The sequence below is a fragment of the Agrobacterium sp. LMR679 genome (assembly GCF_027157905.1).
Taxonomy (GTDB): Bacteria; Pseudomonadota; Alphaproteobacteria; order Rhizobiales; family Rhizobiaceae; genus Agrobacterium; species Agrobacterium leguminum.
In genome coordinates this window covers 2,079,397-2,101,846 of record NZ_JAPVOJ010000002.1, presented here as the reverse complement: position 1 = coordinate 2,101,846, position 22,450 = coordinate 2,079,397, and the positions used below count along the sequence as shown (strand labels likewise).

Genomic DNA, 22,450 nt, shown 5'->3' with positions numbered 1-22,450 from the left:
AGCGCGGAGACAGGCGGAGAGCTTGCCCCTCGTCCCGCTGCCGCGGACTTCTCCCCGGCGGGGAGAAGAAACAAGCGGCAACCGCCAATTCGCAGTCAGTTGCGCTGTGCGAAAAACGACCGCCCCACCAGCACCTTCAATTCGCCGGCGTGAACCTCCAGCGCCACGTCCCGCTCCATCGGCAGCAATTCGCCATCGATGACGCAGCGCAGGTCATGGCGTTTCTTGGGAAAATGCAACTCCACATCCGTCACGGTCATGGCGGTCACGGCGGCGTTTTCCTTCAGCCTGCCGCGCAGAATGTCGAAGGCAAGCCTTGCAACGCCGGACGGACGCAGCGGATCGGTGAGATAGAAACCGAGATGACCGCCCGAGACATTATCCGCCACCAGCAGCGAATTCTGGCCGAATTCATTATTGGAAACGGAAATCGCCGAGACCTTGCGGTGCTGCGTTTTGCCGTTGACGGTATATTGCACCTCGAAGACCGGCGGGTTGAGAATGACGCTGATGGCGGCGCGGATGCTCGCCTTGATCTTGCCGAGCCGGGAAGCAAAAGCCAGATTGTTGCGATAGCGTACCATGCGCGAATGCAGGCCCGCGGAAAACTGATGGACAAAGATACGACCATTGGCGCTGGCGATGTCGACACTGGCAATCTCGCCATTCGCCAGCGTTTCCAGCACCTGGCGAATATCGAGCGGCAGCTTCAGCGAGCGGGAGAACAGGTTCATTGTGCCGGCCGGAACGATGCCGAGCGCGATGCCGTGTTTCCAGGCGATGGCGGCTGCTGCGGAAATCGTGCCATCGCCGCCGCCGGCAATGATGCCTTCAATGCCCGGCTCATCGGCGGCGCGTTCCATTTCCTCGACGATATCCTTTCCCGAGACCAGACGGCAATCGATGGCGTGGCCGGCGCGGGTGAAGACCTCGCGGGCATGGTCGCAATAGGCCTCCATGTCAGTGGTGCGAAACGTGCCGCCGTCACGATTGAAAATTGCAATGAGCTTCATGTTTCCAACCCGATTCAGTAAGGCAGCCGCGCGTAAATGCCTGACCCTATATAGGGTTCCGAACACCATCGCGTGAAGATGCTCTTTTGCCGAGAATCGCTCTACCGCAACGCATCATTTCATGTTAGGGATCACTTAAGGTCATTTTCATGACCGCGCATCTCCAGTCAGGGCAGACCGCTCCCATACGGTCTTGCCCTTTTTTCTGTGGGCCCTTCCCGCTTTTCAGGTCACGATGAGCCAGTCGAATATTTCCGAAGCCCGCCCTGGCGCGGAGAATGAAACCGTTTACACGGCCGCCCCTGCCGTGGCCCTCTCCCCGCTTGCCATCGCGCTCATCGAACTGGCGCTGGCCGCCGGCGGCTTCGGCATCGGCACCGGCGAATTCGCCATCATGGGCCTGTTGCCTGACGTCGCCACGACCTATGGCGTCACCGTTCCGCAGGCTGGTTATGTCATTACCGCCTATGCGCTCGGCGTCGTCATCGGCGCGCCGATCATCGCGGTTCTTGCCGCGCGCATGACGCGCCGCACCCTGCTTCTCGGCCTGATGGGGCTTTTTGCGGCCGGCAATATCCTGAGCGCCGTCGCACCGGATTTCCTGAGCTTCACCGTTCTGCGCTTCATCACCGGCCTGCCGCATGGGGCTTATTTCGGGGTTGCGGCGCTGGTGGCGGCCTCGATGGCGCCGATCCACAAGCGCGCCCGCGCCGTTGGCCGAGTCATGCTCGGCCTCACCATCGCCACCCTGCTCGGCACGCCGCTCGCCACCTTCTTCGGCCAGCTGCTTTCCTGGCGCGCCGCCTTCATGCTGGTCGGCGGCATCGCGCTTTTGACGGTGGCCCTGCTCTGGTTCTTCCAGCCGCGTGACCGGGTGGAGGAAGGCGCCAGCGTGTGGCGCGAACTCAGCGCTTTCCGTCGTGTGCAGGTGTGGCTGACGCTCGCCATCGCCGCCGTCGGTTTCGGCGGCATGTTCTCGGTGTTCAGCTATATCGCCAAGACCACCACTGATGTGGCGATGATGCCGGTTTCCACCGTCTCCATGGTGCTGGCGCTATTCGGCATCGGCATGAATGTCGGCAATGTGGTCGGCTCGCGGCTGGCCGATATCTCGCTCAACGGCACGATTGGTGGCATGCTCGCCTTCAACGTGCTTGTCATGACCGTGTTCGGCATGACGGCGGATAATCCCTTCATGCTCTGCCTCTGCGTGTTCCTGATCGGCTGCGGTTTCGCCGCCTGTCCGGCCGTGCAGACGCGGCTGATGGATGTGGCGCAGGATGCGCAGACGCTGGCCGCCGCCTCCAATCACTCCGCCTTCAACATCGCCAATGCGCTCGGCGCCTGGCTCGGCGGCCTCGTCATCGCCATGGGTTTCGGTTACGCCTCCACCGGTTATGTCGGCGCGGTTCTTTCCCTTCTCGGGCTTGGCGTTTTCCTTGTTTCCGTCACCGTCGAACGGCGCGAAAAGGCGGCCTGAGCCGGCCCTATCGCAGCTTACGGAAATTTCACAATCGGGCGCTTGACTCTTTTCGGTTTCAGGCGCAACACGGCCTTACGCGCAGGCCAATCAGCACGGCGCGGATTTCAACGGAGCATCATTAGATGTCTAGCGACAGTAGCAGTCGATTGCCTTTGCCGAGACCGGCGAACGTGAACTGATCCGACCGCTGTCGGCTCACCACCGCGTTCGCCGTTATCGGCGAATCGACGGAAAGGTGAGCAATCATGAACTTCCACAACCTCTCCCAGAGGGCCAGCAAGGCCGCACGTCTTCTTCGTAGCGGAAATGCCGGCCTCCACCACCATTGCCGAACGCGTCGAGCACCTCAACACGCTTGATGTCGGCGAAGCCGCAACCGCCCTGCTCGCCATGCCGCAGGCAAAAGCCGTCGCCATTCTCGACCGGCCCGAACTGCACGGCGCAGCCGCCATCATCGCCCATATTCCTGTCGAACAGGCTGCCCGCTTCGTCAATCTGATGTCTGACGACCGCGTTGCCGACGTCATGGCGGAAATGGCCGAAGAACCGCGCGCAAAGCTGTTTTCCCGGCTGGACCGCACGACGGCGCTCTCCATCCAGCACCTGATGGGTTATCCGCCGCGCACGGCCGGCTCGATCATGACCACGGAATTCGTCAGCGTGCCTGATGACTGGACGGTGGAACAGACCCTTTCGCACATCCGCGTCGTCGAGCGGTCGCGTGAAACGGTCTATGCCATCTATGTGCTGGCGCAGGACGGGACGCTTTCCACCGTCGTGACGCTGCGCCGCCTGCTGACCGGCGAAGCCGGTGCGTCCATCCTCTCCGTCGCATCGAAGGAAGGCATCGTCTGCGCCAGCCCCCTGATGTCGCAGGAGGATGTCGCCCGGCTGATCCGCAAGCACGACCTTCTGGCGCTGCCCGTTGTCGATGACCGCTCGCATATTCTCGGCATCGTCACCGTTGACGACGTGATCGACACCATGATCGCCGACACGACGGAAGACGCCCACAAGTTCGGTGGTATGGAAGCGCTCGGCAAGCCCTATATGACGATCGGCTTTCCGGACATGATCCGCAAGCGCGCCGGCTGGCTCGCAGCGCTCTTTCTCGGTGAAATGCTGACGGCCAGCGCCATGCAGCATTTCGAGGGCGAGCTGGAAAAGGCCGTGGTGCTGACGCTGTTCATTCCGCTCATCATGTCTTCGGGCGGCAACTCCGGTTCGCAGGCTACCTCGCTCATCATCCGGGCGCTGGCGCTCGGTGAACTGAAGCTTTCCGACTGGTGGCGGGTGCTTCTGCGGGAAATCCCGACAGGCCTGACGCTCGGCTGCATTCTGGGCGCCATCGGCTTCCTGCGTCTGAGCCTCTGGCAGCAGGCCGGGTTTTACGATTATGGCGAGCACTGGCTGCTGGTGGGGGCAACCGTCTTTGCGGCCCTCGTCGGCATCGTCACCTTCGGTTCGCTCGCCGGCTCCATGCTGCCCTTCGTGCTGCAGCGCCTGCGGCTCGATCCCGCCAGCGCATCTGCCCCCTTCGTCGCGACGCTGGTGGATGTCAGCGGCCTCGTCATCTATTTCTCTGTGGCGCTGGTGATCTTGAGCGGTACGTTGCTTTGAAAGACGAAAGGCCCGTTCGAAAGAGCGGGCCTTCTACATTTCGCGGCACGTCATAATCTCTCCTCCGTCATGCCGGACTTGATCCGGCATCCAGCCACGGCGCGTCTGCGCCGTGAGAAGAGTCTCTTGCGATCAAGGACTTGATCGCGCTGGACCCCGGATCTAGTCCGGGGTGACGGCGTGCGGATGATGCAACTTTGCCAAAAGCATGGTTCCTGGAAAGCCCCTCACCCACCCGCGTTGATCACGCCCGTTCCCAGCAGCCCCAAAAGAATGACGCCAATGACCACGCGGTACCAGACGAAGGGCATGTAGCTCTTGGTGGAGACGAGCTTGAGGAACACGACGATTACCGCATAGCCGACCACGAAGGCGATCAGTGTCGCGAGCCCCGTCGGGCCCCAGCCGACCGGATTGTCCTCGCCGATGCTCTTGAAGAGCTGGTAGAAGCCGGAGCCGAAGACGGCGGGAACGGCGAGCAGGAAGGAATAACGCGCCGCCGCCTCGCGGGTGTAGCCGAGCAGCAGGCCGGCGCTGATGGTGCCGCCCGAGCGCGAAACGCCGGGGATGAGCGCCATGGCCTGCGCGAAACCGAACAGGATGCCATCGCGCCAGATAAGCTGGTTCAGCTTGTAACGCTTCTCACCGATTTTATCGGCAACGCCGAGAACGATGCCGAAGACGATCAGCATTACGGCGGTGATATAAAGGTTGCGCAGCGAGTGCTCGATTGCATCCTTGAAGAACAGGCCAAGAAAGACGATCGGCACGGAACCGATGATGATGAGCCAGCCGAGCCGGGCATCGGCCTTGTTATACTCGCCGAGGCGGAAGTTCTGCCGGAGCCAGGCGATGGCAATGCGCATGATATCCGACCAGAAATAGACCAGCACGGCCGCTTCGGTGCCGATCTGCGTAATCGCGGTGAAGGCGGCTCCCGGATCCGCGCCGGAGGGCAGGAACTCCCCGGCGATCCTGAGATGCGCGCTTGAAGAAATCGGAAGAAATTCCGTAAGCCCTTGCAAAAAGCCGAGAAATGCGGCCTCCAACCAACCGATGCTCATGTGTCCTGATGTCCCTGCTGCGAATCGAGATCGCAGCATTATGCATCAATCGGGGCAAATACATGTTGCATCGCACCATGAAAAAGGCGCGCGAAGGGGTGCGCTTTTACCCGTGATTTTTCAGGCGGCCTTTTCCTTCGCCTCGGGAAGGCGGGTATATTTCGCGCCGTTCCTGCACACGACATGGGCGTCGCCCCAGCTTTTCAGCGCCGAAATCACCGGTATCATCGTCTCGCCGAGCGGCGTCAGCGCATAATCCACGCGCGGCGGCACCACCGGAAAGACGGTGCGGGAAATCAGGCCGGCCTCTTCCAGTTCGCGCAGCTGCTTCGTCAGCATGCGCTGGGTGACGCTTGGAATGTGGCGGCGCAGCTCGTTGAAGCGCAGCGTACCCTCATTGATGAGGTGATAGAGGATCACGCCCTTCCATTTGCCATCGAGGAAACTCAAGGCCGATTCCACCGGGCAGCCGGGAAAGTTGCCGGTGAGCTTGGCGCGCGGTCGCGACATCACAGTATCCTTTTTGTATGTATCATCACAAAATGTGCATTCTTGCGATTGGTGTTCATATGTATCAAGTAAGAGGCACGCAAACAAGCAAAGGAGACTGCTCATGCGCGCCATCGGTTACAGGACCAGCCAGCCCATCACCGCGAAAGACGCCCTCGTCGATATCGACCTGCGCCAGCCGGAAGCGAAAGGGCATGATATTCTGGTGGAAGTGAAGGCCGTTTCGGTGAACCCCGTCGATACCAAGGTGCGCCGCAACCAGTCGCCTGAAAACGGCGAACCGCGCGTGCTCGGCTTCGATGCGGCGGGCGTGGTAAAGGCCGTCGGCGACAAGGTCTCGCTGTTCAAGCCCGGCGACGAGGTATTTTATGCCGGTGTCATCAACCGCCCCGGCTCCAACAGCGAGTTCCATCTGGTCGATGAACGCATCGTCGGTGCAAAGCCGAAGTCCCTGAATTTCGAGGAGGCAGCCGCGCTGCCGCTGACCGCCATCACCGCTTACGAGACGCTGTTTGACCGGCTGCGGGTGAAGGAACCGGTTCCGGGCGCGGCCAACGCCGTTCTGGTCATCGGCGGCGCGGGCGGCGTCGGCTCCATCGCCGTCCAGCTTCTGCGGGCGCTCACCGACCTCACCGTCATTGCCACCGCTTCACGGCCCGAGACGATTGCGTGGGTGAAGGAACTCGGCGCGCATCACGTCATCGATCACAGCAAGCCGATCGCCCCGCAGGTGGAAGCGCTTGGGCTCGGTGCGCCGGGCTTTGTCTTCTCCACCACCCATAGCGACATTCATGCCGCCGACAGCGTGGCGGCCATCGCGCCGCAGGGCCGTTTCGCGCTGATCGACGATCCGGCCGGCGGTTTCGACGTCATGGCCTTCAAGCGCAAATGCGTATCGATCCATTGGGAAATGATGTTCGCCCGCGCCGTCTTCCAGACGCCTGACATGATCGAGCAGCACAGGCTGCTGAACCATGTGGCCGGGCTTGTCGATGCCGGCAAGATCAAGACGACGCTGACCGAGGTTTTCGGCACCATCAATGCCGCAAATCTCATCAAGGCGCATGCGCTGATCGAGAGCAACAGGGCCAAGGGCAAGATCGTGCTTTCGGGCTTCTGATCGCCGGTGAGGCGTCCGCATCGCGGACGCTTCTCTTCCGCTTATGGAGATGTTTGGGCCGGGCGCAAAACCGCGCGGCTATACCTGTCAATCGTCGTCCGGATCTTCCGGGCACGGCCAGGAGGCCGGCGCGGTGAGGCCGTTCGGCAATTTGGTCTTGGCGTCGCCGCAGGCAATGTCGATCTGCTTCTGATCAAGGCCGGTAGCCATGGAAAGATCGAGCCCTTCGATCCTCGTCAGCAGCAGGAATGCGCTGGTGAAATCCACCGGACCGCCGAGCTTGGCGCCGCCGAAACGGGCGCGTGACAGATTGGTCAGGGAGAATTTCGAGCCGTTCAGCGTCGCGCCCTCGAAATCGGCGCGGCCGAGTTCGGCCTTGGTGAAATCCGTACCGTCCAGCTTGGTGTTTTCGAATTTGGTCCGCTGCATTTCAGCATTGACGAATTTGGCGTTGGTGGCGTCGGCGGCGGAAAAATCGCTGCGATAGGCTTCCACCTTGGTCAGATTGGCGCCCTGCAGGTTCGCTTCGCCAAGGGCCGTGCGGATGAGCTTGGCCTTCTCGAGATTGGCGCCCTTCAGAGACGAACCGCGCAGGTCGGTATAGGTGAAATCCGTGCCGTAAAGCATTGCCGAATCGAGATTGCTGCCGCCCAGCATCAGCAGGCGCTTGTTGCATTCGCGCCAGTCGATACCGGCCATGGCGTCGGTACGGCAGCTTGCGGCCACCAGCGGACCGCCGCTGAAAGAAACGGCAATCATCGCAAGCGTCGCCACACCGGCAACGAACCCTGTCTTCCGCACGATATTCAGCCTTTGAAAGCCGGACATTCTTTCACTCCCTGTCGTCGGGCGACGACACCTAGGACCATATGCACGTTCAAGGCGTTACCGCATCGCTGAACCACAATCCACGGGCCACGCGACCATGCAACACCCCAACATCCTATATGTAAGAAATCGAAGAGCAATCCACAAATACTGACGGGGAGACGGGCGGTGGACGCTGCCGGCATCCAGTCACGGCGTCTGCATCGTGGGAAATGAGTCCTTCAATCAGAGGTCTGCCCCGCTCCGCAAATGCCGTCACTCTCGGCCGCATGACACAATGGCTCAGAGTGCTTGCGAGCGGTCTTGCCACGCTCGACGTCATCCTCGGGCCTGTCCCGAGGATCTATCCACGTATCGTAAAATCAATCCGTTGCAGATGCTCGGGACAGGCCCGAGCATGACGGAGGAGAGGGCTTCGGCCGTAATCGCCATCACATATTGGCGTAAACCGGCCCCTCGCCACCCTGCGGCGGCACCCAGTTGATGTTCCGGTTCGGGTCCTTGATATCGCAGGTCTTGCAGTGCACGCAGTTCTGGGCGTTGATGACGTAGACTTCTTCGCCGTCCTTCTCCACCCATTCGTAAACGCCGGCTGGACAATAACGCGTCGAAGGTCCGGCAAAGACGTCGTGCTCGGACGATTTTTGCAGCGCCATGTCCTTCACCTGAAGATGCACCGGCTGGTCTTCCTCATGGTTGGTGGAGGACAGGAACACCGAGGACAGCCGGTCGAAGGTCAACACGCCATCCGGCTTCGGATAGGCGATCGGCTTGTGCTTTGCGGCCGGCTCAAGGCTCTCCGCATCCGTCTTGCCGTGCTTCAGCGTGCCGAAGAAGGAGAAGCCGAAGAGCTGGTTCGTCCACATGTCGAGACCGCCGAGACCGACGCCGATGAGCGTGCCGAACTTCGACCACAGCGGCTTGACGTTCCTGACCCGCTTCAAATCCTTGCCGATATCGCCGTCGCGCCATTCGGCCTCGATCTCCGCCACCTCGTCATGGGCGCGACCGGCGGAAATCGCCGCGGCGATCTTCTCCGCCGCCAGCATGCCCGACAGCACCGCATTATGGCTGCCCTTGATGCGCGGCACATTGACGAAACCGGCGGAACAGCCGATCAGCGCGCCGCCGGGGAAGGTGAGCTTCGGCACCGACTGGTAGCCGCCTTCGGTGATGGCGCGCGCGCCATAGGAAATGCGCTTGCCGCCCTCGAAGGTCTCGCGGATGGCCGGATGCGTCTTGAAGCGCTGGAATTCCTCGAAGGGGTAAAGATAGGGGTTCTTGTAGTTGAGGTGCACCACGAAGCCGACGGCGACGAGGTTATCCTCGAGATGATAGAGGAAGGAACCGCCGCCGGTCTTGAAACCGAGCGGCCAGCCGAAGGAATGCTGCACGAGACCCTGTTTGTGCTTCTCCGGCTTGACCTGCCAGAGTTCCTTGATGCCGATGCCGAATTTCTGCGGCTCGCGATCCCGGGACAGGTCGAATTTGGAAATCAGCTGCTTGGCGAGCGAACCGCGCACGCCCTCGCCGATCAGCACATATTTTCCGTGCAGCTCCATGCCGCGGGTGAAGTTCGGACCCGGCTCGCCGTTCTTCTCGATGCCCATATCGCCGGTGGCGACACCGATCACCGCACCCTCATCGTTATAGAGCACTTCCGTTGCGGCAAAGCCCGGATAGATCTCGACCCCGAGCCCTTCCGCCTTTTCCGCCAGCCAGCGACAGACCAGCCCGAGCGAGACGATGTAATTGCCGTGATTGTTCATCAGCGGCGGCATCATGAAATTCGGCAGGCGGATGGAGCCGGCCGGGCCTAAGAACAGAAACTGGTCGTCCTTGACCTCGGTCTTGAAGGGATGCCCCTCCTCTTCGCGCCAGCCCGGCAGCAGCCTGTCTATCCCGATGGGATCGACCACGGCGCCGGAGAGAATATGCGCGCCGACTTCGGCGCCCTTTTCGAGAACGACAACCGAAAGCTCCGGCTCCACCTGCTTCAGCCGGATCGCGGCGGCAAGGCCCGCAGGACCCGCGCCAACGATCACAACGTCGAATTCCATCGCTTCGCGTTCGGGCAGTTCCATCGCTTCCGTCATCTCATCCTCTCCGCATCGCCGGTCCCATCCGGCTGTTGTTATATCCGTTTTCCGGCATTCCCGGCACATCGCCTGCGCCGGTCAAAAAACCATCCGCGACACCGCATCCACCAGCGCCTGTCTTCGCAAAGCAGGACGCCTTTGTCGAGCTTCTATAGCGGCAAAACATGTCGCACGCCAGTCAATTGTCAGACAACCTGATGATTGATGTATTACTTTTACGTTCACGTAAATTAAAGAATAGGATTGACGCGCACGGGCGTCAAGGGTTGTTAAAGTCGGGATACTGAAGAAGGTGGTGACGGTGGGAAGGTTGTGGCGGCCCTATCTCCGCAGCTGCGTGGCGCTTTCCGCTGCCTTCTCACGCGGTTTCAGGCGCGTATCCGCGCTATGTCGAAACCAGATTTCAGGAGTGTGACTGCCGCGACCCGTCAAGTCGCGGCAGGCAATCAGGTGACGTCCTGAAGTTGCGCTTCGCCGTTGTGGAGGAAGCACGCCCTGTTAAAAAGGCCGAGATCGACGAAGTTTGGAAGGCGAATATCGCGGATGTCGGGAAGCCGCTTGCTTTCCGGATCGAACGATCTGTCGATTTGCGAAATGAAGCCCAGAACGCAACCTGTCCGTCGCGCAAAATCACCGAGGGCTCGTAGCTGCTCGGAAAGAGCGGGCTTGCTCCGCTGTTGATCGAGCGCCTGGAGATAGTCGATCACCGCGACTGTTCCCTGTCGCGACCCCGACATCCGATCGATGATGTAGTCCGCACTAATTTCATCGGAAGTGACAATCTGAACTTGGTTGGCGAAGCCGTCAGTCTCTTTTTCAAGCGATTGGAGATATTTTCCCGCCTGTTTTTCGGTCAATTCCAACGTAAACAGAAACGCCTTGCGGCCGTCCCGGGCCGCATCGATCAGAAGCTGAAGACCAAGCATGGTCTTGCCCTGCCCCGGCCGGCCAGCGAGCAATAACAGGTCGCCGGCATCGAGACGGGAAAGTACCGTTTCGGAAAGTGGCCCGGAAGACATCCGGGACGACAGCATGCTCCACCTTGCAAAGCCCTCTTGTTGCGCGATCTGATCCAGCGCTTCATTCAGCGGAACATCATTGTTTCGCGCCATCAGCTTTGCACGGCGTTTAAGCTGAAATATCGGTGCAGAAAGTTTCATCAAAGACCTCCATTGCGAGCCGAAACGCAACCCCTCCTTATGCGATGCTCGAACAGATGGTTCGATGATTTGGCGTCACCCTGCATGTGCGATGCTTTCCCGAAAGGAGGGGGGAGGCTTGGGTCTAGCCTGTGGTTGAAAGCTAGCGGGTTGCGCGATTCGCAGCAAGGGGCGCAAGCCATTCGGCAGGTAGTCGGAATTGCTACCTGATGTTGCGCTCGGATTGCGGGCACCATAAAACCTGTCATGCACCGTGAAAAAGAACGTCAGTTCAATTGAGGAGAACGCCACCTTGAAGCGATTGATTCCCGCGCTGCTGCTATTGTCGTGGTTTGGCGCGATGCCCTTGGTGGCAAAGGCCGATGTCTCTTCCGCCAATCAAAACAGATCGGCCGCAGCATTTCAGGGCCTCGACACGCTCGCGCGGGAAACGCGCGCGCAGGGGGATTTACCGCGATTGTCCAACCCCGCTCATGCGAAGGTGCTGGACCGGCTCTGGAATGTGGAGGCAACCCTGGGCAGGCAGCCATACCGGTCCGCCGATGTTCCAGCGCTCATCGCCATCGGCGCGAATGCGGGCGCCGTTCTTAAAACCTATGCACTGTTTACCCCACAGAACGGCAGTCTGCCGGACACAGCGGCAAATACGTTCAAATATCAGGACGAAATCGCACGCGCCGGAGCCTATCTATTACATGTCCATGCGGCTCAGCTGGAGGCGATTACCGATTTTATCGCCGTGCTTCCTGCCGATCAGATGAACAAGGCGCGCCGCGATGGCCTGCGCCAGATGCGCCTTGGTATCATGGAGCAGTTTACCGGACTGACCCTTATGCTGCGCTCCCCGAATTTGCGGTCCGAGAACCGACTTATTTTGCTGAACGCCTTCAATGCCAGCGCCATTCCCGTGGTCGCCGCGACCTCCCTTGCCGACCGAACCGCCATGGCCACCCAGATCGACACGATTTTGCCGGAACTGTCCGGGCTTGAACGCGAAAAGGCGCAGGCGCTGAAATCGCTCTTCATGAACCAGAATTGCGGCGGGCTTTGCGCCATGGATCAGTAGCCGTTCAATACCCGGTTGACGCAAAGAGGCTGCAACCCCGCCCCTCAGACCTGCCGGCTCAAACCGCCCATTCCTCATCCGTCGTGAACACGATCGTCAGCCAGCGGTCGCTCCCCTCGCCGCCCAGCGCATCGCCAATCTCGTCGCGGATCGCGTCCCATTCCTCCAGACGCCGGGGCGGCCAGTTTTTCGGCACGATGAAGAAGAGTTCGATCTGACGGCCGCGGCCAACGCGGGCGACATAGGAATAGTGCGAGGAGAAGCCGAATTTATCCACCGTCTCAGCCGCCACCCGGTCCACATGCTGCTTGAATTCCAGCGGCGTCACCAGAAGAATGTCCGTCAGCGCCTGTTTCACATTGCCGAGCGGCATGGGAATGATGACGAGGCAGACCAGCGCCAGCACGGCCGGGTCGATATAGGGTGAAAGCCATGCCTGCGCCGTTCCCGTCAGCCCGTAACCCACGGCGAAGGCGACGAAGAGGGCCATGCTCAGGAGCGCGCTCATCAGCCAGCTTTTGGCGTCCAGCGCCACGAAGGCGGATTTCAGCCGGCGGTTCTGCCGTTTGACGAACCATGCCATGGCGAGCGAAACGGCGAAGCTGACGAAGGTGACGACGATGGCGTAATCGAACTCGATCGATCTGCCGCCATCCATCAGGCTGTCGACGGCATTGATAAGGGCGTAGATCGCCGCCCCCATCAGGAGCGTGCCGTTAAGCCCGAGCACCATCGGCTCCAGATGCCAGAAGCCCATGGTGAAACGCTCCACCAGCCGGCCGCCGGGCTTGGGCGTGGCGGAAGCGGCGATCAGCCGCGCGACAAGCAATGCCAGCACCGTCATGAAAGCATCCGTCAGCGCATAGACACCATCGAAAACCACGGCGAAGGAGCCGGAGAACAGGCCTGCGCCGATGCCGAAGAGCGCCAGCAGAACCGTGACGGCAATGGAGAATTTGAGCAGGGATTGTTCTGTCATGACGTGTATTTCACCTTCAAAACCGGACGCCGCCTTGCTGGAGCGCCTTCTCTTTTCCTCGAATCGAGAAAACGCTCTAACTCTTTGTTTTGTAGCATTTCCAGACGGAAAACCGGGGTCCACATTTCCTGGAAATGCTCTATAAACAGCACATTGAGCACTCACAAGACAGGACAAAACCCATGGATCTCGGCATTTCCGGCAAGCGCGCCCTCGTTCTCGCCTCCTCTCGCGGCCTTGGGCTGGGCATTGCCACCGCGCTGGCGAAGGAAGGCGCACATGTCCTTCTTGTCGGCAGAAGCGGCGAGAAGCTGGAGGCGAATTGCAAGGCGATCAATGCGCTTGGCAAGGGCAAGGCCGACTGGGTCTGGGGCGATCTGGCCGAGGACAATTTCGTCGAGGCCATGGTTCAGGCCGTCAGGGAAAAGCTCGGCGGCATCGATATTCTCGTCAACAATACCGGCGGCCCGACGCCGGGCCTTGCGCAGGAGATGACGGCCGACAAGCTGGATACCTTCTTCCAGTCGATGGTGCTGCGCGTCATCACGCTTACCAATGCGCTGCTGCCGCAGATGAAGGAACAGGGTTTCGGCCGCATCCTGACCGTCGCCTCCTCCGGCGTGTTCGAGCCGATCGCCAATCTGGCGCTGTCCAATACGCTGCGTGGCGCACTGGTCGGCTGGAGCAAGACGCTGTCCTCCGAAGTGGCCTCCTTCGGCATCACCTCCAACCTGCTGCTGCCCGGCCGTATCCACACCGACCGCATCGATGAACTCGATGGCGCCAACGCCAAGCGTCTGGGCAAAAGCGTCGAGGAAATTCGCGAGGCTTCCGTCAAGAGCATTCCGGCCGGCCGCCTCGGCACGGTGGAGGAATTCGCCGCCGCCGGCGCTTTCCTCTGCTCGGTTCCGGCAAGCTACATCACCGGCACGATGCTCAGGGTAGATGGCGGCGCGGCGAAGTCAAATTAAGGCCGCGACGGCGCGTTATCAAACGGGTGCATCGTGGATGACGAAGCGGTTGCGCCCCGTATTCTTGGCCCGATAAAGCGCCGTATCCGCCCGACGCAGGGCTTCCTCGGCGCAATCGCCCGGGCGCACGAAGGCAATGCCCGCCGAACAGGTGTAACGGAAATCCGGGACCTGTTCGAGCGGCGAGGCCTCCCGCAGCGACGCAAACAGGGCTTCGACGACGCTTTCGGCGTTGTGCATTCGCGCGCCGCTCAGCCCCAGCAGAAACTCCTCGCCGCCGATACGCCCGATGAGGTCGTCTCGGCCGGCGGCGGCGCATAGTTTTTCGGCGAAATGTTTCAGCACCCTGTCGCCCGATGCATGGCCGAAGCGATCGTTGATACCCTTGAAATGATCGATATCGAGCAGCACCAGTGCCAGCGCCTGCGCCTTGTGGGGACCGAGGCTGTGGCCCAGATTGTCCATCACGTAACGGCGATTGCCGAGACCCGTCAACTCGTCGCTGAGGGCGGATTTCAGCGCGCTGTCGCGCTCCTGCCTGAGGTCGCGAAGCTCTATACCGAGTTCGGAAATATCGGTGATGACACACAGCATCCAGCCGCCCGGCAAAGTCGTTTCCGTCGTCAATATCCAGCGCCCGTCATTGAGGCTGGTCTCGATGGTGCGGAAGGGCAGCTTGCCACGCCTCGTCCTGGCGGAACGCAACCAGACTTCGAAGTCGGAAGTCTCGATTGCGGTGCCGGTGGAGTTGCCGTAGCCGCTGCGCATCAACTCGACCCAGCTTGGAAATTCATCCGGCGCGACATCCAGCGCCTTGCGGAAGGTCGCATTCGCAAAACACAGCCTGTCCTCGCCATCGAACAGCGCATAGCCCTGCTGCGATGCCTCAAGAAGGTTCATGAGCTGACGGTTGAAAACGTCGGCATCGCCCCGAACGAGGCCGGGATGGTCCGGCGATACATTGTCGAAGTTGGGACCGGTCGTCTTGCGGGGCATTGAATTTTCCAGATGACAAAGCGGCAGGCAAAACCGAAGGGAGCGTTGAGTTAAACCCTTATCGTCAGGCTCCGCCAGTACAAAAAACAATGCATGCGCGCCGGCCGCCATAGCGCTGTTCCACGGCAGCGGCTTCGTACCAGCATAGCCGCAAACCCCTAAGAACATTGTCAAAAAACTGCCGCGCTCTTTCACGAGTGCGCAGGCAGATCGTTTACCATCTTCCCTACCCGGCAGACGCAGCCGTCAATCTGCGAAAAACGGTGGGGGAAAAGCTTGCCATTCCATCGGGCCTGTGCAATCAACCGCCCTCCTCTGACATCGGGGCGCCAAAGGCATCCCTTATTTTCACGCCGGGCCGCCTTTCAGGCCGGGCGGGTGTTTCTATCGGCTACAAGGATATGGCGATGACGCAAAAGCGGGCTCTCGGCCTCGATTTCGGCACGACCAACACGGTCATGGCTCTTTCCGACACGGGCGGCGCCAGCCGTTCCATGCGCTTCACCAGCAGCGCGGGCACGGATGACAGCATGCGCACGGCGCTCTCCTTCATGAAGGATGCCGGCCTTGGTGCGGCCGCCCTGCATGTGGAAGCCGGCCATGCCGCCATCCGGCAATTCATCGACAATGCCGGCGACTGCCGTTTCCTGCAGTCGATCAAGACATTCGCGGCCTCGCCGCTGTTTCAGGGCACGTTGATCTTCGCCAAGCGCCAGAGTTTCGAAGATCTGATGGACGTGTTCCTGCGCAAGCTGAAGGCCTATGCGGGCGAGGAATGGCCGGGGGACGTCTCCACCGTCATCGCCGGCCGGCCGGTGCGTTTCGCCGGCAGCAATCCGAATGAAACGCTGGCGCTCGCCCGTTACAACGAGGCGCTCACCCGCGCCGGTTTCCCGGAAATCCACTATGTCTACGAGCCGGTGGCGGCCGCCTATTATTTCGCCCAGAGCCTGAAGAAGGACGCCAATGTGCTGGTGGCGGATTTCGGCGGCGGCACGACGGACTATTCGCTGATCCGTTTCGAAACCCATGCCGGCAAGCTTTCCGCCACCCCCATCGGCCATTCCGGCGTCGGCGTGGCGGGCGATCATTTCGACTTCCGCATGATCGACAATCTGGTCTCGCCGGAAATCGGCAAGGGCAGCAAGTTCAAGAGCTTCGACAAGGTGCTGGACGTGCCCTCCGGCTATTACGTGAATTTCGGCCGCTGGAACCAGCTGTCGATCTTCAAGACCTCGAAGGAATTCACCGACCTCAAATCGCTGGTGCGCTCGGCGCTGGAGCCGGAAAAGCTCGAACTCTTCATCGATCTGGTCGAACATGACGAGGGTTACCCGCTCTATCAGGCGATTTCCGCCACCAAGATGGCGCTCTCCTCGGCGGAAGAAGCGGAATTCAACTTCGCACCATTGGGCAAGGCCGGCCGCAAGATGGTGAAGCGCAGCGATTTCAACAACTGGATCACCGAAGACCTCGCCAAGATAGAGGAAGCGCTCGACGAGGTTCTGGAAAAAACGAAAGTCGCGCCCGAAGCCATCGACAAGGTGTTCCTGACCGGCGGCACCTCCTTCGTGCCGGCGGTTCGGGAGCTTTTCACCCGCCGTTTCGACGCAGACCGCATCGAAAGCGGCGGCGAGTTGCTCTCGATTGCCCATGGTCTGGCCATGATCGGCGAAAGCGGCGACATTCAGCGCTGGACAGTGTGATTTGCGGGTTTCCCGGGCGGGGAACATGGGGTAATTTCCGCCCATGATCGCCGCTCACGACCTCTCCCCGGCCGAACTCGCCGCCCTCCTGCATTTCCATGCGGATGCGGGCGTGGACTGGTTGCTGGAAGAGACCCCGGTCGATCGTTTCGCCGAATTTGCCGCCGCCCGCCCGGCCCGATCCGCGCCTGCGCAGGAGGCCGCAGCAGCTTCACGGCAGATGGAAAGGCCGGCGGACCGCCGTGCCGATGCGCCTCAGCGGCAGGCGGCGACGCGCAGCGCCCCGGCGCGCGGCGCAGCGGCCGCCCCCGCCATTCAGCAGAATGTCGCCATGCCGGACGAGCAGGCCGTGGCGGCCGCGCGTTTTGCGGCCGAAAGCGCGCGGTCGCTCGCCGAGCTGAAAACCGCGCTCGACGGTTTCAGCGGCTGCAACCTCAAGAACAGCGCTCGCAATACGATCTTTACCGAAGGCGACCCCGCTTCCGCCATCATGGTCATCGGCCCGATGCCGGATGCCGATGACGACCGCGAAGGCCTGCCCTTCGCCGGCAAGACCGGGCTGTTGCTCGACCGCATGCTTTCGGCAATCGGCCTTGAACGCGGCGCCATCATGCTCGGCAATGTCGTGCCCTGGCGGCCGCCGGGCAACCGCCCGCCGACTCAAGCCGAAATGGATATCTGCCGCCCCTTCATCGAGCGTCAGATCGCCCTTGCGGAGCCGAAACACCTGTTGCTTCTCGGCAACTTTACCGCACGTTTCTTCTTTGGCGGCACCGGCACGATCCATACGCTGCGCGGACAGTGGCGTGATGTCGCAGCCGGACACCTGATTTTGCCGGCTTTGGCCAGCCTGCATCCGCAGGAACTTTTGAATGCGCCCGCCAGCAAGTCATTGGCATGGCAGGATTTATTGGCTTTTCAGGCAAGGATTGCCGAAGGCTGATTGCCTTATTCTTGCTCAATGTAAATGAATTATGAAAAAAGCCATGCACAATGCGCATAACAGCGGCGCATTTGCTCAACTTGCCGAATCCATGCTGCGCTGCGATATAGGCCCCATGTCTTGGGAGGAATAGGTTTAAGGAACCAAGGCAATGACCACTCGCTTCCGTCCGGTACATTCCGGCTTTGAAACGCTCCGCCTGGCGGGCCTCGGCCCTCGCTCCAGTCAGGGCTACCATCGTTTCGGCGCAGCCGCAAACGAACAGATGACCGCACGCGCTGCCATGCAGCAGGTCCGCGTGACGCGTCCCTCGGCAGTCTTCGCGGATTTCCGCGAGCGCTGAGAAGCATTCAGGCCAGTCTAGCGCTGGTCCACAGATATGATTGCGCGCTGGCGTCTTTCTTCGGGAAGGCGCCTTTTGCTTTTGCGTGGTTTTTTTCGAAAGGCTGCGACGAAGTCTTGAACCGAGTCACAAGGTTGTAGTGCGCGCCCAGCCGTCCCTTCTTCCGTTAACACCGGTTGAGACGAAAAACGGCACTCTCAATCTTGTCTTCCACCATGCGTCATCCAATCCGTCATTCCGGCCTTGAGCCGGAATCCAGCCAGCCCAAGTCCTTGGGCTGAAAAGACTCTTCTCGCCGCGTGAGAGCCGCGCCGGCTGGATCCCGGCTCAAGGCCGGGATGACGGAGGAGAATCATTTTTCGTGAAATTCGGTGGTTGAGAATGCCGCGCGCTTGTCCTGGAAACAGGCAAGACGCGCAGATTTGGGTTCCCTCACCCTTGCGGCGTCGAGGCCTTGCGCGCCGCCCGTCTTGCCAAACCCAGTTGATGCTCACGAAAGATGATGAAGATGCCGGCGAGGATAACGATCGCCGTGCCGATCAGCATCGTCACCGTGGGAATATCTCCGAACAGAATGTAGGAAACCGCGATTCCGAAGATGATGGAGCTGTATTCGAAGGGCGCGATGACCGAGACTTCGGCGTGCCGATAACTCTCCGTCAGGAAGATTTGCGCAACCCCGCCGCAAATGCCGCTGGTGATCAGCAGCATGGCTTGCGTCATGCTCAGCGCGCTCCAGCCGAAATGCACGCTGACGAGCGACAGCAGCGTGGCGGTGAGCGAAAAATAGAGCACGATGGTCGGCGTCTTTTCCGTCTCCACCAGTTGCCGCACCTGGATCATCGCCAGACCGCCGAGCGCCGCACCGCACAACACGGCAATGGCCCCCAGCCCCTCACCGGCGGCGAAACCGCCTTCCCTCAGAAGCGTCATCTTCGGCCAGAGAATCACCAGCACCCCCGTCATGCCGACGAAGACCGCGCTCCAGCGATAGATGCGCACCTTTTCATGCAGGATGACGGCGGCAAAAACGACCGCGAGAAGCGGCGAGGCATAACCGATGGCGATGAATTCCGGCAGCGGCAGCATGGTCAGCCCGTAAAAGCCGCAGGCCATGGACAGGATGCCCAGAAACCCGCGCTTGAAATGGCCGAAAAGATTATTGGTGTGCAGGGCGCTCGTCAGCGAATGCAGCCACGCCAGATAGACGACAATCGGAAGAATGGCGAAAGCGGAGCGGAAGAAGGTGATCTGGCCGGCAGGCACATCGCCCGCGGCCTTGATACAGGTCTGCATGACAAGAAAAAAGCCGACCGAAATCAGCTTCAGGCTAATCCCGCGAAAGGGATTCATCGGTTCGGCGTTCATTGGCAACTACTCATATCGGCTGCGCAAACACGCCATCGGGAGATTTTTCATGCGGGGAGGACGACGCAGGGGAATTGGATTTATGCAAGGCTAGAGCATTCCTCCGGCGCTTTACAACAAAAAATGTGATTTACCCGTGAATTCCGTCGATTTGGGGAAGGATTGTTTTCGCGGCTGCGGAAGTGATGCAAACCAAAAGCGACGCGCGCTAAAATTTGAAGAAAATAAAATATAATTTCAGCAATCGTTCAACATTTGCTGCCATGGTCCACAGGTCCGGCGGCGGGAGGATTGTCTGCATGGCCGGCAAAGCCTTCCATGGCGGGACAGAACGTCCTCCGACGCGCACATGAACGTGACGAATATTCTACCCATTTTACATCCGGGCCTTATGACGACATGATGCCGGGAAGACCACGCAAAGTTATTCAGGGACAGTCATGCGAACAGACACGGGCCAGATCGTTCACCTGGCAGATTACCGCCCCACCGATTTCGTTCTGGAGCGGGTGGATCTCACCTTCGAACTCGACCCCAAGAATACCAAGGTCGAAGCCCGTCTGATCTTTCACCGGCGCGAAGGCGCTGAGCGGCAGGCGCCGCTGGTTCTGGATGGCGACGAGCTGAAGCTTTCCAGCCTGCTGCTCGACCAGGTGGAACTTCCCGCCGGTCAATATGAGGCGACGCCGGAGAGCCTGACCATCCGTGACCTGCCGGCGGAGGCGCCCTTCGAAATCTGCGTCACCAATTACATCAATCCGCAGGTCAATACGCAGCTTATGGGGCTTTACCGCACCAACGGCGTTTATTGCACCCAATGCGAGGCGGAAGGTTTCCGCCGCATCACCTATTTCCCCGACCGACCGGATGTTCTGGCGCCCTATACGGTGACGATCATCGCGGCGAAGGAAGGCAATCCCCTGCTGCTTTCGAACGGCAATTTCCTCGGCGGCGGCAATTACGATGAAGGCCGTCACTTCGCGGCGTGGTTCGATCCGCATCCGAAGCCCAGCTATCTCTTCGCGCTTGTCGCCGGTGATCTCGGCGTGGTCGAAGACACATTCACCACCATGTCCGGCCGCGATGTGGCGCTGAAGATTTACGTCGAGCATGGCAAGGAGCCGCGTGCGGCCTATGCCATGGACGCGCTGAAGCGTTCGATGAAATGGGACGAAGAGCGCTTCGGCCGCGAATACGACCTCGATATCTTCATGATCGTCGCCGTATCCGATTTCAACATGGGGGCGATGGAGAACAAGGGGCTCAACGTCTTCAACGATAAATTCGTGCTGGCCGACCCGGAAACCGCCTCCGACGCGGATTACGCCAATATCGAGCGCATCATCGCGCATGAATATTTCCACAACTGGACGGGCAACCGCATCACCTGCCGCGACTGGTTCCAGCTGTGCCTGAAGGAAGGCCTGACGGTCTATCGCGATCAGGAATTTTCCGCCGACATGCGCTCACGCCCGGTCAAGCGCATTGCCGATGTGCGTCACCTGAAATCGGAGCAGTTTCCCGAGGATTCCGGCCCGCTGGCGCATCCGCCGCGCCCCGACACCTATCGCGAAATCAACAATTTCTACACGACGACCGTTTATGAAAAGGGCGCCGAAGTCACCCGCATGATCGCCACGATCCTGGGGCCGGACGACTTCAAGAAGGGCATGGACCTCTATTTCGAGCGCCATGACGGCGAAGCCGCAACCGTCGAGGATTTCGTCAGGAGCTTCGCTGACGCCAGCGGCCGTGACCTTTCGCAGTTTTCGCTGTGGTACACCGAAGCGGGCACGCCGCTTGTCTCCGTCTCATCGGCTTATGATGCGGGCAAGTCCACATTCAAGCTCACGCTGGAACAGACGACCGCGCCGACACCCGGCCAGCCGGTGAAACAGCCGCGTCACATTCCGCTGTCGCTGGCGCTGATCCTCGATAACGGCCAGATCGCCGAACCGCAGGCCGTCGAAGGCGGCGAGTATCGCGACGGCGTGCTGCACCTGACCGAACGCAACCAGACCTTCTCCTTCTCCGGCATTTCCTCGCGGCCGGTGCTGTCGATCAACCGCAGCTTCTCGGCGCCGATCAATCTGGATTTCGAGCAGACTGCGGCCGATCTGGTGCAGATCGCCCGGCATGAGACGGACATGTTCGCGCGCTTCCAGGCGCTGACCGATCTTGCCCTGCCGGCGCTGATTGCCGCCACCAGGGCCGTGCAGAATGGCAAGGACGTTCAAACGGATGCGGAGCTGACCGCAACGCTCATCGAAATCATCGGCAACGACGCACTTGAGCCCGCCTTCCGGGCGCAGGCGCTGGCCTTGCCGAGCGAAACGGATATCGCCCGTGAAATGGGCGGCGACAACGATCCGGACGCCATCCACAAGGCGCGCAACGCCACCATCAAGGCCATTGCGACGGCCGGGCTCGAAACGCTGCGGCGGCTTGCCGACAGCACGGCTGACGGCGAGGCCTATAGCCCGGATGCGGCAAGTGCGGGACGCCGTTCGCTGCGCAACGGTGCGCTGACCTTCCTCGCCTTTGCCGAGGAGACGCCGGCCCGCGCAGCGAGGGCTTTCGCCGACGCCACCAACATGACCGATCTCGCCCATGCGCTCAGCGTGCTGACCCAGCGCTTCCCGAAAAGCACGGAGACAAAGGAAGCGCTTGCCGCCTTCGAAAAGCGCTTTGCCGACAATGCGCTGGTGCTCGACAAGTGGTTCTCGCTGCAGGCAGCCATTCCGGGCGACGGCGCGCTCGACCGGATCAAGGCGCTGATGAAATCGAAACATTTCATCGCCACCAATCCGAACCGGGTCCGCTCGCTCGTGGGCACGCTTGCCTTCGCCAACCCCACCGGCTTCCACCGTGCCGATGGCGCCGCCTACCGGTTCCTGGCCGAGCAGATCATCGCCATCGACAAGCGCAATCCGCAGCTTGCCGCCCGCATTCTCACATCCATGCGCTCCTGGCGGTCGCTGGAGGCAAGCCGTGCCGAACACGCCAAGGCGGCGCTTTCGACGATCGCCGACGCCAAGGGCCTGTCGACGGATGTAAGCGACATCGTCGGGCGCATCCTGAAGGGCTGATCGCCCCGCCAAAACTCCGGACAATGCCAATACGCCGTCTTGATCACCATCAAGGCGGCGTATTGCGTTGCGCGGCATGATGGTGCGCGAGA

General features: G+C 60.7%; 17 protein-coding genes and 1 pseudogene. 9 read left to right on the top strand and 9 right to left on the bottom strand.

All coding sequences use genetic code 11. The features are described from left to right. Positions 1-95: 95 nt before the first annotated feature. Entirely contained in the window at positions 96-1,013 is a 918-nt protein-coding gene (locus O3W47_RS20910; protein WP_080817338.1) for a diacylglycerol/lipid kinase family protein, read from the bottom strand. A 235-nt stretch (positions 1,014-1,248) separates the two neighbouring features. Between O3W47_RS20910 and O3W47_RS20905 the strand changes: the two genes are divergently transcribed. Together O3W47_RS20905 and mgtE are read left to right on the top strand one after the other, a co-directional pair. Next, the gene (locus tag O3W47_RS20905) at positions 1,249-2,493 is read left to right on the top strand and encodes an MFS transporter (RefSeq protein ID WP_269314526.1); all 1,245 of its coding nucleotides are present in this window, start codon (positions 1,249-1,251) and stop codon (positions 2,491-2,493) included. Positions 2,494-2,741: 248 nt separating this feature from the next. Then, positions 2,742-4,116 (top strand): annotated as a pseudogene (gene mgtE / locus O3W47_RS20900) (magnesium transporter). Between the two features lie 227 nt (positions 4,117-4,343). Here the strand turns inward: mgtE and O3W47_RS20895 are convergent. Together O3W47_RS20895 and O3W47_RS20890 are read right to left on the bottom strand one after the other, a co-directional pair. Beyond that, complete coding sequence (locus tag O3W47_RS20895; RefSeq protein WP_080817340.1) at positions 4,344-5,180, bottom strand: undecaprenyl-diphosphate phosphatase; 837 nt, start codon at positions 5,178-5,180, stop codon at positions 4,344-4,346. A gap of 120 nt (positions 5,181-5,300) precedes the next feature. Beyond that, positions 5,301-5,690 (bottom strand): winged helix-turn-helix transcriptional regulator, encoded by a 390-nt coding sequence (locus O3W47_RS20890; RefSeq protein ID WP_078054238.1) that lies wholly within the window; start codon positions 5,688-5,690, stop codon positions 5,301-5,303. 103 nt (positions 5,691-5,793) lie between these two features. On the opposite strand from O3W47_RS20890, the gene O3W47_RS20885 reads away from it, so the two are divergent. Next, the gene (locus tag O3W47_RS20885) at positions 5,794-6,810 is read left to right on the top strand and encodes a zinc-binding alcohol dehydrogenase family protein (RefSeq protein ID WP_269314525.1); all 1,017 of its coding nucleotides are present in this window, start codon (positions 5,794-5,796) and stop codon (positions 6,808-6,810) included. A gap of 87 nt (positions 6,811-6,897) precedes the next feature. Here O3W47_RS20885 and O3W47_RS20880 read toward each other — a convergent pair whose 3' ends face one another. From O3W47_RS20880 to O3W47_RS20870, 3 genes are all read right to left on the bottom strand, one after another. Next, positions 6,898-7,638, bottom strand: a complete 741-nt coding sequence (locus tag O3W47_RS20880) for a pentapeptide repeat-containing protein (protein WP_059753741.1) — start codon at positions 7,636-7,638, stop codon at positions 6,898-6,900. A gap of 431 nt (positions 7,639-8,069) precedes the next feature. Continuing rightward, positions 8,070-9,734, bottom strand: a complete 1,665-nt coding sequence (locus tag O3W47_RS20875) for an electron transfer flavoprotein-ubiquinone oxidoreductase (RefSeq protein ID WP_269314524.1) — start codon at positions 9,732-9,734, stop codon at positions 8,070-8,072. Positions 9,735-10,183: 449 nt separating this feature from the next. Continuing rightward, positions 10,184-10,897, bottom strand: a complete 714-nt coding sequence (locus tag O3W47_RS20870; protein WP_127758288.1) for a DNA helicase — start codon at positions 10,895-10,897, stop codon at positions 10,184-10,186. 253 nt (positions 10,898-11,150) lie between these two features. Between O3W47_RS20870 and O3W47_RS20865 the strand changes: the two genes are divergently transcribed. Next, positions 11,151-11,963: a hypothetical protein gene (locus O3W47_RS20865; RefSeq protein WP_269314523.1), complete on the top strand. Its 813-nt coding sequence runs from the start codon at positions 11,151-11,153 to the stop codon at positions 11,961-11,963. Positions 11,964-12,021: 58 nt separating this feature from the next. Here O3W47_RS20865 and O3W47_RS20860 read toward each other — a convergent pair whose 3' ends face one another. Then, positions 12,022-12,942 carry a cation diffusion facilitator family transporter gene (locus tag O3W47_RS20860; protein ID WP_269314522.1) on the bottom strand — a complete coding sequence of 307 codons (921 nt, stop codon included), beginning with the start codon at positions 12,940-12,942 and terminating at the stop codon, positions 12,022-12,024. 182 nt (positions 12,943-13,124) lie between these two features. Between O3W47_RS20860 and O3W47_RS20855 the strand changes: the two genes are divergently transcribed. Further along, positions 13,125-13,913, top strand: coding sequence for an SDR family oxidoreductase (locus O3W47_RS20855; RefSeq protein WP_142846221.1), 789 nt, complete (start codon positions 13,125-13,127; stop codon positions 13,911-13,913). An 18-nt stretch (positions 13,914-13,931) separates the two neighbouring features. On the opposite strand, the gene O3W47_RS20850 is transcribed toward O3W47_RS20855, so the two are convergent. Beyond that, a complete protein-coding gene (locus O3W47_RS20850) occupies positions 13,932-14,909 on the bottom strand; it encodes a sensor domain-containing diguanylate cyclase (RefSeq protein WP_269314521.1) in 978 nt (325 codons plus the stop codon). A 407-nt stretch (positions 14,910-15,316) separates the two neighbouring features. Between O3W47_RS20850 and O3W47_RS20845 the strand changes: the two genes are divergently transcribed. The 3 genes from O3W47_RS20845 to O3W47_RS20835 all read left to right on the top strand — a co-directional run bounded on the left by O3W47_RS20845 (position 15,317) and on the right by O3W47_RS20835 (position 17,901). After that, on the top strand, positions 15,317-16,615 hold the full coding sequence (locus O3W47_RS20845) for an Hsp70 family protein (RefSeq protein WP_269314520.1): 1,299 nt from the start codon (positions 15,317-15,319) through the stop codon (positions 16,613-16,615). A 43-nt stretch (positions 16,616-16,658) separates the two neighbouring features. After that, entirely contained in the window at positions 16,659-17,558 is a 900-nt protein-coding gene (locus tag O3W47_RS20840; protein WP_269314519.1) for a uracil-DNA glycosylase, read from the top strand. Between the two features lie 151 nt (positions 17,559-17,709). Continuing rightward, on the top strand, positions 17,710-17,901 hold the full coding sequence (locus O3W47_RS20835; protein WP_003509784.1) for a hypothetical protein: 192 nt from the start codon (positions 17,710-17,712) through the stop codon (positions 17,899-17,901). A 432-nt stretch (positions 17,902-18,333) separates the two neighbouring features. On the opposite strand, the gene O3W47_RS20830 is transcribed toward O3W47_RS20835, so the two are convergent. After that, positions 18,334-19,269, bottom strand: a complete 936-nt coding sequence (locus O3W47_RS20830) for a DMT family transporter (RefSeq protein ID WP_269314516.1) — start codon at positions 19,267-19,269, stop codon at positions 18,334-18,336. Positions 19,270-19,709: 440 nt separating this feature from the next. On the opposite strand from O3W47_RS20830, the gene pepN reads away from it, so the two are divergent. Next, positions 19,710-22,358 (top strand): aminopeptidase N, encoded by a 2,649-nt coding sequence (pepN, locus tag O3W47_RS20825; RefSeq protein WP_269314515.1) that lies wholly within the window; start codon positions 19,710-19,712, stop codon positions 22,356-22,358. The last annotated feature ends 92 nt before the right edge of the window (positions 22,359-22,450 follow it).

Coding starts and splice junctions, on each gene's coding strand:
- O3W47_RS20910 (WP_080817338.1), bottom strand. CDS start 1,013: ATGAAGCTCATTGCAATTTTCAATCGTGACGGCGGCACGTTTCGCACC.
- O3W47_RS20905 (WP_269314526.1), top strand. CDS start 1,249: ATGAGCCAGTCGAATATTTCCGAAGCCCGCCCTGGCGCGGAGAATGAA.
- O3W47_RS20895 (WP_080817340.1), bottom strand. CDS start 5,180: ATGAGCATCGGTTGGTTGGAGGCCGCATTTCTCGGCTTTTTGCAAGGG.
- O3W47_RS20890 (WP_078054238.1), bottom strand. CDS start 5,690: ATGTCGCGACCGCGCGCCAAGCTCACCGGCAACTTTCCCGGCTGCCCG.
- O3W47_RS20885 (WP_269314525.1), top strand. CDS start 5,794: ATGCGCGCCATCGGTTACAGGACCAGCCAGCCCATCACCGCGAAAGAC.
- O3W47_RS20880 (WP_059753741.1), bottom strand. CDS start 7,638: ATGTCCGGCTTTCAAAGGCTGAATATCGTGCGGAAGACAGGGTTCGTT.
- O3W47_RS20875 (WP_269314524.1), bottom strand. CDS start 9,734: ATGACGGAAGCGATGGAACTGCCCGAACGCGAAGCGATGGAATTCGAC.
- O3W47_RS20870 (WP_127758288.1), bottom strand. CDS start 10,897: ATGAAACTTTCTGCACCGATATTTCAGCTTAAACGCCGTGCAAAGCTG.
- O3W47_RS20860 (WP_269314522.1), bottom strand. CDS start 12,942: ATGACAGAACAATCCCTGCTCAAATTCTCCATTGCCGTCACGGTTCTG.
- O3W47_RS20855 (WP_142846221.1), top strand. CDS start 13,125: ATGGATCTCGGCATTTCCGGCAAGCGCGCCCTCGTTCTCGCCTCCTCT.
- O3W47_RS20850 (WP_269314521.1), bottom strand. CDS start 14,909: ATGCCCCGCAAGACGACCGGTCCCAACTTCGACAATGTATCGCCGGAC.
- O3W47_RS20845 (WP_269314520.1), top strand. CDS start 15,317: ATGACGCAAAAGCGGGCTCTCGGCCTCGATTTCGGCACGACCAACACG.
- O3W47_RS20840 (WP_269314519.1), top strand. CDS start 16,659: ATGATCGCCGCTCACGACCTCTCCCCGGCCGAACTCGCCGCCCTCCTG.
- O3W47_RS20835 (WP_003509784.1), top strand. CDS start 17,710: ATGACCACTCGCTTCCGTCCGGTACATTCCGGCTTTGAAACGCTCCGC.
- O3W47_RS20830 (WP_269314516.1), bottom strand. CDS start 19,269: ATGAACGCCGAACCGATGAATCCCTTTCGCGGGATTAGCCTGAAGCTG.
- pepN (WP_269314515.1), top strand. CDS start 19,710: ATGCGAACAGACACGGGCCAGATCGTTCACCTGGCAGATTACCGCCCC.